Below are 13,768 nucleotides of genomic sequence, written 5' to 3'. Positions count from 1 at the left end.
CACAATAAAAAGTGTGTCCATATATATGATATTTTTGTATACTATTAATTTAAATTTATTAATTTGATATTACGATAATTGAAATTAATAGTATAAATTCAGGATAACACTTAGAATGAAGTTAACTATTTAAGAACTTATTCTAAGAAATATATTGAAATAAAGTATTTTAAATTGAATCTTGAATTAATAAAAAAGCTCGAGTTTCAAAAGCATGTTATAAACAAGGAGTTACCCCCATATAAATTATTTAAGTTAATATAAAACTTAATCAAAGATTTTAATCTTAATAATATAACTAAATATTTATGCAAAATTGCACATGTCTCTACTTCAGTTTATTATAGTTTTTAAGGAGATTTAAAACTATATATACTAATGAAAACAACAACCTTAAATCAAAAATAAAGAATTATTTTAGATATAAGAAAGCTTCTAGATTGATAAAATTGATATTAAAAAATAAGTTCAATATCATAATAATAAAGTTTCGTATCTATCTATGATAAAAGATTTATCAACATTATAATTGAAACTATAGATAAATTGATGAAACTAAAATAATTAAAATTAAAAAAGCCAACCCCTATACAATATAGGAATCAGCTTTTAGATGTTTCTTAATTCTCCTCTTTTTTAATATCCTTGACAAAGGGACTCTTTTATGTAATACATAATTAATGTTTACCTGCTACAAATTATAACAATATGAATTTAACTTTTTACTTATCATCTCAATTTCTTTGTTTAGCTCTTTATGCTTATCCCATAATTTAGTATTTTTTATAGAAACTTCAGGTATGAAATATTGTTTTTTAAATTCATGTTTTTCTTTATCAATTTCTATAAAATTCATTATTTTTTCTACAGTTTTTTCATATTTATAGATTAAATCTTCAAAATTTATTCTTAATACATTGCTATTAGAATCTATATTTTTTCTTAATAATTCAAACCATTTTATATATGTTTCTACGTCTTCAGTGGGTATCCATCCCTCTTTCCAATATACTTTATTTAACACATATAGATCTCTGGGATCTCTATCTACCACAATAACTTTTATATCATTAAAATAATTAGTATATCTATTCAGGTTTGTAGGGGGTAATAACTGATCTAGTGCAATAAAATCAAATTCTTGATTTTGAGTAAATAAATTTACAAAGTCACTTGTATATTTTTTGGTATGCTTTATAAATTCATCATATGGTATATTAGCTAATCGAATAGTAGATTTTTTAAATTCAGGTGTAAATTCTTTGTACCTATCATTAAATTTTCCTATTATTTGTCTATATACCCTAAGTTTGATTTCATCCGGTCCATATATAATTCTTCTCTTGAGTTTTGATACTCTATTTCTGTGCATATGCCAATACCCATCCCATGTTACACCTTGGATATCTTCTACATATTTTTTTGATATTTCATAAAACTTATCATTTCCTATAATCTTATTGTATCCTTGATTATAATTTAAATCATAACATAAATTTAAAAATCTATATAATCCTTCATCCGTTTTTAATCTATGAAAATCATCTACAACATAATGTTGAAGATCAGATACACCATCAACTTCATGTAAAAAAGCAAATTCAAAATCTCCCATTGACTTTATGTTAGAAAATTCCTTTAGTAAGTCCGTTATCGCTGAAGATCCTGTCCCTCCATAACTTGCACAAGTTATGACCCTTGTATTCTTTGCCATATTCCACACTCCTTAACTAACCTAATACTTTATTTAAATTTAATCTTAGTTATTAATTTATTTTTATACCATAATCTATATTTTTTAGATTTTAAAATAAGCTTTATTATACATCTAAGTTTTAATATTTTTTTTCCATTATCCCCATATTCTAGAGATTTTTTATGTAAATTATCTATTTCAATTCCTTTATTTGTATTATCTATTTCAAATAAACGATCTAAATACTTTTCATCAAATATATAGTCTGTATTATTTAAAATACTATTTTTATATAAACCTTGTAAGTATTGTGTTGTTGTAACTTGATAATTTTTTTTACTTATAGAAACACCCGTATCTCTAATCCTATACTTAAGTAATCTTTCATCTATATTGCAAACTTTTTTACCATCTACTATAAATCTTAATATTAAATCATAATCTTCTGCATACTCAGCATTCTTATATTTACCAATTCTTATAATATCGTCTCTTTTATACATTAATGTAGGGTGTGCAAATGCATTATCATATTTACAGTATTCTACAATAGATTTATATTCAATTGGTCTTTTATCAATTATATTTATTTCTTTTCCAACTTCATCAATATATGATAATTTAGCACCTACTAATGAATAGTCTTTGTTCTGTTCTAAAAACTCAACCTGCTTAGCTATTCTTTCTTTTTCTGAAATATCATCTGCATCCATTCTAGCTATATACTCACCTTCTGATAAGTCTATAGCTTTATTTAAAGTTTTTATTAATCCTAAATTAATTTCATTTATATAAAATCTAATTCTTTTATCTACATTAGCATATTTAGTTATTAATTTAGATAACTCTTTATTTTGTGGATTATCTAATATTACTATAAATTCTATATTCTTATATGTTTGATTAATAATAGATTCTATACTTTTCTTAACCCATTCTTCTTTTTCATTGTATACTCCCATTATTACTGAAACTTTTTTTGATTCCACAATAACTTACCTCTTTCTAATAATATTTCTATTCTTTAAGTATAAAATAGATTCAGCACACCATATAGCATTTATAAACCAAAATATATATGTCATTTCCTCCGCTATTGTATAATCTATTAATCCACCTAAAATACATACTATATTTGCATATATATAATAATAATTTTTACTATTGTAAAACAATTTAAATATACTTATAAATATAAATAAGAATAATACAGTTCCTATTACTCCTCTTTCTATAAGTTCATTTAAAAAAATATTATGTCCATTTGTAAAAAGGAAGTTTAAATTTTCATTCGACATAAGAAAATCTTTACCCATAGCTACAATTCCCATAGGTTCTTTAACAATTTGTCCAATAGCACTTTGCCATATATACAATCTTGAGCCTAGTGTTAAAATATTCCTTCTTCCACTTATATATATAACTGTAGTTATAAATCCAATAAAAATTGTAACTATTATTATATACTTTGACCATTTATGCTTATTTATAAATTCAAATATTTTTTTATATTGAAGCAATATCCATGCTACTATACCTATAGCTATAGACGTTAATGAACTTGTCAAAAACAGATTTATATATAAAAGCAAAATACTTATATTTTTTATTTTTCTATCAACTAAGTTTGTGTTATAAATAAATAGTATTCCAATTAAACAATATAATGCATATCTACTTTTATGAGAAGTTAACCACGCTAATCTTATTTCATTATCAGTTGCAATATAATCTTTTGTAGGTATAAAAGTTAATATATGATCAAATGATATATCAATTTTACTATACCCGAAACATAGCATAATTAAAGCTGCAATTGAAGTTCCTAAAAAAATATATATTATTATTTTTTTAATATTTAAAATAATGTACTCATACTCTACCATATCATATATTAAAAATATCATAGTTAAAAATGGTGTCAAAATATTTATGCTATATATAATAGCTTTAGGTACTTTAAATATTGTTAATCCCAAAACAAATATAGTATAAATTAATATACTATTAACTATCCATTTAAATTCATTTATATTTACATACAATTTTTTTATTCCTAATATTGATTTTAGGTTATATACTATAAAGCCTATTGATCCTATTGTTACAAAAAAGATGTAGTTAAAATTATCTAAAACTATTACTTTTATCAAAACTAATGCTAAAAAATATACACTAATTATAGGAATATAATTATATTTTTCCTGATTTATTATCATTTGTTATTCTCCTTATTTCTACTTAAATCTAAATATCAATTTCTTCAAATACATTCATATATTTCTCACTCATTGAAGAACTAGTCCATTTAGTCTTATATTCTAAGTATGCATTATTTGAAATCGAGTTTAAGTCGATATCATTATTTAATATTCTTTCTAATATATCAACAAATTCATTCATATTGTTCTTTTCATATAATATTCCTGTTTTTTTATTAGTTATAATTTCATTTATTCCACCTACATTACTCGATATTACTGGTAAGTTATATCCAAATGCCTCAATTATAACAATTGGCATTCCTTCCATGTTTGATGTAAGTAAAAGCAAGTTAGATTGTATCATAAATTCACTTATATCTTCTTGATATCCAAGAAAATTTATACTCGATTCTAAATTATTAATATTAACAATTTCTTTTAATTGCTCCTCTTCCGATCCACTACCAACTATATCACAACTAAAGTTATAACCTTTTAATTTTAATTCCTTCATAGCATTTATTAAAAAAGGTACATTTTTTACTTTTTCAAGTCTTCCTACAAATAAAAATTTAAATTTATCATCTTTTATAGTTCTATTGCTTATATGTTTAATATTTATTCCATTATTAATATTAATTATCTTATCTTTATTTATTTTATATCTCTCTATTATCTTATATTTTAAGTCTTTAGAAACGGTTATAATTTTATCCGCCTTCCTTAAAGTAAAAAGTTCTATAAATGAATATATTATTTTCTTAATTCCATTAAAGTCATACTGACTGTCACTATGGATATTTATAACCAACTTCTTCATAGCTTTTTTATTTGCTAGCACTGCTATTAAACTAGCTATTATACCATGAGCATTTATAATATCTATGTTATTTTCTATAATACAACTTGAGATATATTTTGCATTTTTTAAAATTTCTAATGGTGTATTTTTTATTTTTATAATATTACAATTTATATCATTTAAATTATTTATAAACTCACCAATTTCATTTAAAACTAATATTATATTATAGTCTGGTGATAATTCGTTTATTAAATTTAAAATTTGATTTTCTGCCCCACCATATTCCTTTCCTATATCAATAATCATAATATTTTTTTTTGTCATTAATTCATAATCTCCTTTATTGTATATTTTATAAACTTAGGATACTTTATGAAATACCTGCCAAATAATCTTTTAGGTTCTTTGGTAAATCTATAAAACCATTCCATACCAATTTTTTGAACCCATCTTGGTGCTCTTTCTATTTCTTCAGAAAATATTTTAAATGCTCCTCCTACACCAATTGCTATATTTATATTTAATTTTTCAATATTATTTTTTATCCAAATTTCTTGTTTTGGATTTCCCATTCCCACGAATAATATATTAGTTTTAGAATTATTTATATAACTTATTATTTCATCATCGTTTTTGAAGTATCCATGATGATAGTTTATTTCTGTTATATTTTTATATTTTCCTTTTATATTTTCACTTAATTTATTTAATGTATCATCTTGAGCTCCTAAAAAATATAATCCATATCCTTTTTTATTTGCTAGCTCTAATAAACTATCCATTAAGTCTACACCCGTTATTCTACTAACATTAATTCCCTTTATCTTTCCTACAGCAACTAAAGGCCACCCATCTGCAATTATGTAATCACCATCAATATACTTTTCTTTTACTTGATAATTTTCTTTTAAATTTATAATATGATCTACATTTGGTGTGAAAATTGATGCTTTTTTATCTCTATCTATAATGTATCCTAATTCTTCAACTAAGTTACTTAAGCTCTTATCATAGAATTTCATATCAAATAAACGTTCCATCTATACCTCCATTTTATACTTATCTAAATTATTTCTAATTTGTGTAAGTTGAAATTTATTAATTATACATATTTTTATTATTACAGTATATACTATTATACTATAATTACTACTTTCTTAAAAGTCACATTGTAATATCTTGACTTTTTTCGTAGATAAAATTAAAACACCCTAATTTTAAATAAACTAAGGTGTTTTAATTTTAATTTTATTGTATTTTTTATGATGCATCCTTATCCCCAATTAAACATGGTATTGTAATAAAAATAAGTTTCAAATCTAAAAGTATATTTCTTTCTTTTATATATTTTAAATCTAATTCAATCCATTCATCAAAATCAATATTATTCCTTCCACTAACTTGCCAATAACATGTTAATCCTGGTTTTACTGACAGTCTTTGCATCTGGTAATCATTATATTGTTCAACCTCTTTAGGTAATGGAGGTCTGGGCCCAACAAAACTCATATCTCCTTTTAAAACATTGAATAGTTGGGGTAATTCGTCTAAACTAGTTCTCCTTATAAATTTACCTATTCTAGTAATCCTTGGATCATCCTTTATTTTAAACACAGGTCCATTCATCTCATTTTTATCTTGTAATAAATTTTTTAATTCTTCTGCATTGTGTACCATCGACCTAAACTTATACATTTTAAATAATTTAGAATCTTTTCCATTTCTATATTGAGAGAAAAATATTTTTCCTTTTGGATCATCTATTTTTATAGTGATTGCTATAATTACAAATATAGGTGATAGTAGTACAATAGCAATTAAAGAGCCTATTATATCAATAGTTCTTTTAAGGAAATAATACATAAATGATTTTTCATTTTCACTTCTCTCTCTAATATCTTTTTCACATTGCATATTCATAAGTTGCCTCCTTATTTATTATCTGCAAATCATAGATATTTTATTAAATATGCTAATTTTATTATAATAATTTTTATTTCATTGTTTTCTTAATATATTTTAAATTTTTATGTTTGTATTATTATATCCATATCTATTTTTAAAATATAAATTTTAAATTAATTCTTTATAATTATTTCTTTTCATTATTACAATTTTAGTTACAACTACTAATATAGATTGTATTAACAAGCTTAATACTACACCTAAAATTCCTAATGCTTTTATTAAAATATATAATCCTCCTAAATACAAAGTATTTATAACTATCAATATAGGTATTGTATACTTTATATAGTTTAATGACATAAATAAAGTATGAGTTCCTGTAACCGAGTTTATATATAAAATGTACACAAAATATATAATTAAAGGAATTATATATTTTTGATAATCTTTTATAAAGATAAATAACCAATATTTATAAGTAAATATAATACCTATTATCGCTAATATTCCTACTCCTGATATTCCAAAAAATAATTTTTTCGATAATTTTTTAGCTTTATCTATTTCATTTTTCGCTATCATCATACTAATTTCAGGATAAATTATTTGAGATATAGGAGAACCTAGTTTTGATATAATAGATCCTAGCTTTTCAAATGTTCTATATATTGATATATCTGCAAATCCTAGATATTTATTCATAATCATTATTGTCAATTGATTTACTGGTATATCTATTGTAGAAGATATATTACTATAAAAATTAAACATAAAAAATGACTTATCAAACTTAAGCTTACTTTTATAAAAATTTAACAGTTCATTTTCTTTTAATGTTTTTAGTGATGCTATTATTAAAAATAAACTATTTACTAATACTAATATAAGCTCTGTGTAAAAGAAAAAGTCAAAATTTAACTTGTAATAATATCCTAAACAATATAGTAGTGTTCTCATTATAACTGTAGCAAGATTTGAATATACGGTTAAGTTAAATTTATTATATATTCTTAGTATACCTATTGGAGTTCCTTGTATACTAAACAATAAAGTTATTATATATAATTTAACATATGGTTTTAGTTCATTTGGCCAGCCCATTATATTAAAAGATATATCAAGTGCTATATATGCAACTATAGCAGATATTAAACAAGCACTTATATCAAGTATATACGAAAACTTTATATATTCTTTAGCCTTTTCTATGTCATTATTTTCTATACTTGCTGCTAAATATTTTATTAAAGCTTGAAATGATTTAAATGCAAATATACTAGCAAATAAAGATGTATATGTCTGAACCATTATTATCATTCCATTTGCTTGTTGTCCTATTGCATTAATTATTAATGCTAAATTAAGCATCCCTAAAACCGATATAACAGATTCTCCTGTTAATAAAACAAAAAAATTTTTAATTAACTTATTATTGCTTATATTGTATCTGATATTTTTTAACATATTACCTCCATTTTGAAGTTTAATCTTAAATTGTCTAAATATATATTAAATGTATTAATTCTTAAAATTAACCCTATAAAGGATGTAATACTTTATAGGGTTAAGCTTTTATTACCTATATTTAAAATCCAATTAATTTTCATCTAACAATTTAGAATTATATTTTTTATCTAATTAGTCATATTTTGCATTTCTACAGTATATATAATACAAATATGAAAATCAATATATAAATTCTAATAAAAATTAAAACATTCTATATTATTTCTATAAAATCTCCATTAGTACTATACGCTAATTCTATGTTAAATTACAATAAAGTATCGAAATATATATTAAAACACTTATGTTTTTTAAATATACATTACTATTTATTCTATCATATACAGCTAACTTTATAAAGATATATTATGTTACAAAATCATAATATGTCTTTATAATTTTACCCTCAATTTATTTTAAATAATTCAAATTTATTCAAAGTAATATTTTTTATTTTTAAATTATAAATCTTAGAAATTGTATAGTTTTAGAATATTACAATAATCATATAGAAATGTATATACCTACTTTAGTTTTATGTTAAAAAAATGTACAAATAATCACTTTCATTTCTTATAATAAGTAGCTATTTATATAAAATCTCAGACTTATATTTATATTAGTTTACTAATTTTATTATTTAGTTCAAATTTTATTATTTTCATTTTTTCATTTACTAAATTTTCATTTTTACCATTTACACCTATATATAATTTTAACTTGGGTTCTGTTCCTGATGGTCTAATTGCAATCCAAGATCCAGATTTTAATATAAATTTAAGTACGTTTGACTTAGGTAATCCGTCAATTCCAAGGTTATAATCTTTAATTTCTATTATGTCTATTCCCTCTACACCATTAAGACCATTTTCTCTAAAATATTTCATTATATTTTTAATTTTTTCAAGACCTTCTATTCCACTTAAAGTAAGAGAAATCATATCTTCCTTGAAATATCCTACTTTGTTATAAAGTTCCATAAGTGCTTCATATAAACTCATACCTTTGCTATAATGGTATGCTGCCATATCAGAAATTAACATAGCTGATACTACTCCATCTTTATCTCTAGCGTGAGTTCCAACTAAATATCCATAGCTTTCTTCATATCCCATTATAAAAGTTTTCTCATTAGTTTCTTCAAAACTTTTAATTTTATCTCCAATAAATTTAAATCCTGTTAGAACATTCATACAATCAACACCATATCTCTTAGCAACTTTTGCACCAAACTCAGAGGTAACTATAGTTTTTATTATTGTTGAATTTTTTGGTATTTCATTCTTTTCTTTTAAATTATTTAATACATAGTCTACTAACAGTGCTCCTATCTGATTTCCAGTTAATAGTTCATATTCACCTTTATTTGTTTTTACAGCTAATCCAACTCTATCACAATCAGGATCAGTTGCTATAACTAAATTTGCATTTTCTTTTTTAGCTAAGTTTATACCTCTTTCTAAAGCCTTTTTATCTTCAGGATTCGGATAATTTATTCCTGCGAAATTAGGATCTGGGAGTTCTTCTTCTTTTACCATTAATACATTATCGAATCCTACTTCTTTTAAAACTCTTTGAATTGGCACATTTCCTGTTCCACAAAGTGGTGTATAAACTATTTTAAAATCTTTTCCAATCTTTGCTACAGTTTCTTTACCTATAAATTGTTTCTTTACAGCCTCTATAAATAAAGTATCTTGCTCTGGTCCTAGTGTAATTACTAATTCTTTTTGTTCTTCTTTTATTGTTGGTATTTGACTATAATCTTCTATTGCATTAACTTCTTTAGTTATTTCATCCGCTATATCAGGCATAACCTGAGCTCCATCTTCCCAATAAACTTTATATCCATTATATTCTGGAGGATTATGACTAGCCGTTATAACAACTCCTGCTATACAATTCAAACTTCTAACTGCAAAAGAAAGTTCTGGTGTTGTTCTTAGCCCATCAAATATATAAGCCTTTATTCCACATGCAGCTAATGTATTTGCTGTTTGTAAGCAAAATTCTCTTGATTTGTATCTACTATCATGAGCTATAACTACACCTCTTTCCTGACCTTTTTTTCCTACATTTTTTATTATATAATTTGCTAATCCATATGTTGCTCTAGCAACTGTATAATCATTAATTCTATTTGTTCCTGCTCCTATTATCCCTCTTAATCCTGCAGTTCCAAATTCTAGGTTTTTATAGAATCTTTCTTTTATTTCATTTTCATTACTTTTTATTTCATTAAGCTCTTGCTTTGTATCTACATCAAAGTATTGATTATTTAACCATTCATTATATATTTCTTTATAATTCATATTTGTAACTCCTTTTTAAATTTTATCCCTCGATTTTGTTTCATTATTAATTTTACTATATATTTTTATTATTTTCTATAGTTTATAAGTATCCCCTATTTTATATCAATAAAAAAACACCAGGAATAAACCTAGTGTCTTAATTTCTTTTTGATTGAGCAAATCTATAAGCGGAGTTCTGTATTAGATAATCATCTTTCTAGGCTTATTGTCACCAACAAGCTCAAGCGGCCTACCAACCGGAGAGTACGAGCAATACTCTTTTTATCCTAACTTGGCCTTGCTCCGGGTGGGGTTTACACAGCCTACTAGTCACCTAGTAGCTGGTGAGCTCTTACCTCACCTTTTCATCCTTACCATAAATGGCGGTTATTTTCTGTTGCACTTTCCTTAAGATCGCTCTCACTAGGCGTTACCTAGCACCCTGCTCTATGGAGCTCCGACTTTCCTCGTGTAGCTAATGCTACCCGCGATTATCTGACCTACTCAATATTCATTTTTAACGTGAACTTATATTAACATATTTTAAGTTATTATGTCAAATTATTTTACACAATTCTATAATTTACCTTATCTTATGTGTAAGATTTATTTTTCATATCCTTCTGGATTACTAGATTGCCATCTCCAAGAATCTTCACACATTTCATCTAACTTATATTTTGCTTCCCATCCTAATTCATTTTTAGCTTTAGTTGCATCTGCATAACACATAGCTATATCTCCTGCTCTTCTATCTACTATTTTATATGCAATTTTTCTACCACTAGCCTTTTCAAACGCTTTAACCATATCTAATACACTATATCCATTTCCTGTTCCCAAATTATAAGTAACTAGACCTGAATTAGTTTCTAGCTTATCAAGCGCCTTTACATGTCCTCTAGATAAATCTACAACATGTATATAGTCTCTTACCCCTGTTCCATCAGGAGTATTATAATCATCACCAAATACACTTAATTCTTTTAATTGACCTATTGCTACTTTAGTTATATATGGCATCAGATTATTAGGTATTCCGTTTGGTTCTTCTCCTATTCTACCACTCTTATGCGCACCTACTGGATTAAAATATCTAAGTATTGCTACATTTAAGCTTTTATCAGCTTTACATATATCTCTTAGCATATCTTCTATCATCAACTTAGTTCTTCCATAAGGATTTGTAGCTGATAATGGAAAATCTTCTAATATTGGACATGCATGAGGATCTCCATATACTGTTGCTGATGAACTAAATACAAAGTTTTTTACATCATAATTTCTCATAGTTTCTAATAATATCAGTGTATTAATTAAGTTATTAGAATAATATTCTAGAGGCTTTTCAACTGATTCTCCTACTGCTTTTGATGCCGCAAAGTGTATAACTGAATCTATTGTATTTTCTTCAAATACTTTTTCTAAATTTTTTTTATCTTGAACATCTATCTCATAAAATTTAGGTCTTATTCCTGTTAATTCTTCAATTCTATCAAGAACTATTATGTTACTGTTTGATAAATTATCTACTATAACTACTTCTCTTCCAGCTTCTATAAGTTCTATAGTAGTGTGACTCCCTATATATCCAACTCCACCAGTTACTAAAACTGCCATAAAATCTCCTCTTTTCTTTTAATTAATTTTTAATATTTCTATTTTACTATATTCTTCATATACTCCATTAATCCATCTTTTAAATTCTCTCTTTTTAATGCAAAATCTATAGTTGCTTCTAAAAACCCTAACTTATCTCCAACATCGTATCTTCTTCCTTCAAAATTATATGCATATATTGCTTCATGTTGAGCTAAAGTTTTTAATGCATCTGTAAGTTGTATTTCTCCACCTTTACCTGGAGCTTGCTTTTCTAATATATCAAATATAGCTGGTGTTATTATGTATCTACCTAGTATAGCTATATTTGATGGAGCTTCATCTATATTAGGTTTTTCAACCATATCTTTAACCTTATATACTCTATCCTCTATATATTTACAATCTAGTATTCCATACTTATCAGTATTTTCTTTATCTACTTCTTGGACTCCTAGTATACTTGTCTTATACTCATCATATGCATTTATCAACTGCTTAAGACATGGTGTTTGAGAATCAACTATATCATCTCCTAATAATACTGCAAAAGGTTCATCTCCTATAAAACTTTTTGCACAATATATAGCATGTCCTAATCCTTTAGGTTCCTTTTGTCTTATATAATGTATATTTACCATATTAGAAATTTCTCTAACCATTTCTAACATTTCTTTTTTTCCTTTTTGTTCTAACTCAAGTTCTAACTCTACAGACTTATCAAAGTGATCTTCTATAGATTTTTTATTTCTACCTGTTATTATAAGTATTTCTTCTATTCCAGAGCTTATAGCTTCTTCTATTATATATTGTAATGTCGGCTTATCCACTATTGGAAGCATTTCCTTAGGTTGAGATTTAGTCGCTGGTAAAAATCTTGTTCCTAGTCCAGCTGCTGGTATTATAGCCTTTTTAACAGTATTTTTCATTTTACTACCTCTCTTTATTTTATATGTTAATATATCTAACTTTTACTCATTTTATATAACTATAGTATTTTACCCTATTTTATAAAATTTGTCTGTCATTTTTTGTCGAACAATTCTAAATAATATATAATAAAAAAAGATTACGCGGCTACGTCCTACTCTCCCAGGCAGCTTCCCACCAAGTACCATCGGCGCTAAAGAGCTTAACTTCTGTGTTCGGAATGGGAACAGGTGTATCCTCTTTGCTATAATAACCACATAATCTTTAATAGATTAATATCTATTTAGTTAGAGTTAGTACTCTAAAAACTGCATATCATTTGTTAGATTAAATAATCTTGGTCAAGTCCTCGATCTATTAGTATCAATAAGCTACATACATTGCTGCACTTACACCTTTGACCTATCAACCAGGTAGTCTTCCTGGGATCTTACCCTTACGGTGGGAAATCTTATCTTGAAGTTGGCTTCGCGCTTAGATGCTTTCAGCGCTTATCCATTCCGTACATAGCTACCCAGCCATGCCCTTGGCAGAACAACTGGTACACCAGAGGTACGTCCATCCCGGTCCTCTCGTACTAAGGACAGGTCTCCTCAAATTTCCTACGCCTGCGACGGATAGGGACCGAACTGTCTCACGACGTTCTGAACCCAGCTCGCGTACCACTTTAATGGGCGAACAGCCCAACCCTTGGGACCTACTACAGCCCCAGGATGTGATGAGCCGACATCGAGGTGCCAAACCTCCCCGTCGATGTGGACTCTTGGGGGAGATAAGCCTGTTATCCCCAGGGTAGCTTTTATCCGTTGAGCGATGGCCCTTCCAT

Annotated in this window: 10 protein-coding genes, 2 rRNA genes and 1 other RNA gene; all 13 read right to left on the bottom strand. The window is 25.8% G+C overall.

Features of this window, described 5'->3' with window-relative positions; translation table 11 throughout:
- Nucleotides 1-691: 691 nt before the first annotated feature.
- Nucleotides 692-1,714 carry a hypothetical protein gene (locus ACEXNK_RS06365; RefSeq protein WP_373598492.1) on the bottom strand — a complete coding sequence of 341 codons (1,023 nt, stop codon included), beginning with the start codon at nucleotides 1,712-1,714 and terminating at the stop codon, nucleotides 692-694.
- 29 nt (nucleotides 1,715-1,743) lie between these two features.
- Nucleotides 1,744-2,685 carry a glycosyltransferase gene (locus ACEXNK_RS06360; protein ID WP_373598493.1) on the bottom strand — a complete coding sequence of 314 codons (942 nt, stop codon included), beginning with the start codon at nucleotides 2,683-2,685 and terminating at the stop codon, nucleotides 1,744-1,746.
- A gap of 6 nt (nucleotides 2,686-2,691) precedes the next feature.
- Nucleotides 2,692-3,915: an O-antigen ligase family protein gene (locus tag ACEXNK_RS06355; protein WP_373598494.1), complete on the bottom strand. Its 1,224-nt coding sequence runs from the start codon at nucleotides 3,913-3,915 to the stop codon at nucleotides 2,692-2,694.
- 28 nt (nucleotides 3,916-3,943) lie between these two features.
- The gene (locus tag ACEXNK_RS06350; RefSeq protein ID WP_373598495.1) at nucleotides 3,944-5,029 is read right to left on the bottom strand and encodes a glycosyltransferase; all 1,086 of its coding nucleotides are present in this window, start codon (nucleotides 5,027-5,029) and stop codon (nucleotides 3,944-3,946) included.
- A complete protein-coding gene (locus ACEXNK_RS06345) occupies nucleotides 5,029-5,745 on the bottom strand; it encodes a WecB/TagA/CpsF family glycosyltransferase (RefSeq protein ID WP_373598496.1) in 717 nt (238 codons plus the stop codon). The genes ACEXNK_RS06350 and ACEXNK_RS06345 overlap by 1 nt, the downstream gene beginning before the upstream one ends.
- 220 nt (nucleotides 5,746-5,965) lie before the next feature.
- Nucleotides 5,966-6,625 carry a sugar transferase gene (locus ACEXNK_RS06340; RefSeq protein ID WP_373598497.1) on the bottom strand — a complete coding sequence of 220 codons (660 nt, stop codon included), beginning with the start codon at nucleotides 6,623-6,625 and terminating at the stop codon, nucleotides 5,966-5,968.
- 153 nt (nucleotides 6,626-6,778) lie between these two features.
- Nucleotides 6,779-8,077, bottom strand: coding sequence for a lipopolysaccharide biosynthesis protein (locus tag ACEXNK_RS06335; RefSeq protein WP_373598498.1), 1,299 nt, complete (start codon nucleotides 8,075-8,077; stop codon nucleotides 6,779-6,781).
- Nucleotides 8,078-8,733: 656 nt separating this feature from the next.
- Nucleotides 8,734-10,431 (bottom strand): phospho-sugar mutase, encoded by a 1,698-nt coding sequence (locus ACEXNK_RS06330; RefSeq protein ID WP_373601480.1) that lies wholly within the window; start codon nucleotides 10,429-10,431, stop codon nucleotides 8,734-8,736.
- Nucleotides 10,432-10,582: 151 nt separating this feature from the next.
- An RNA gene (gene rnpB, locus ACEXNK_RS06325) (RNase P RNA component class A) lies at nucleotides 10,583-10,920 on the bottom strand.
- Nucleotides 10,921-11,019: 99 nt separating this feature from the next.
- Nucleotides 11,020-12,033, bottom strand: coding sequence for a UDP-glucose 4-epimerase GalE (galE, locus tag ACEXNK_RS06320; protein ID WP_373601479.1), 1,014 nt, complete (start codon nucleotides 12,031-12,033; stop codon nucleotides 11,020-11,022).
- A gap of 38 nt (nucleotides 12,034-12,071) precedes the next feature.
- A complete protein-coding gene (gene galU / locus ACEXNK_RS06315) occupies nucleotides 12,072-12,941 on the bottom strand; it encodes a UTP--glucose-1-phosphate uridylyltransferase GalU (RefSeq protein WP_373601478.1) in 870 nt (289 codons plus the stop codon).
- A gap of 142 nt (nucleotides 12,942-13,083) precedes the next feature.
- A 5S ribosomal RNA gene (gene rrf, locus ACEXNK_RS06310) occupies nucleotides 13,084-13,200 on the bottom strand.
- A 79-nt stretch (nucleotides 13,201-13,279) separates the two neighbouring features.
- A 23S ribosomal RNA gene (locus ACEXNK_RS06305) occupies nucleotides 13,280-13,768 on the bottom strand; the annotation flags it as partial.

The organism is Paraclostridium bifermentans, from assembly GCF_964259345.1.
In the GTDB taxonomy this organism is placed as follows: Bacteria; Bacillota; Clostridia; order Peptostreptococcales; family Peptostreptococcaceae; genus Paraclostridium; species Paraclostridium bifermentans_B.
The sequence above is the reverse complement of the archived record's forward strand: the minus strand, read 5'-3'. Positions and strand labels throughout refer to the sequence as shown.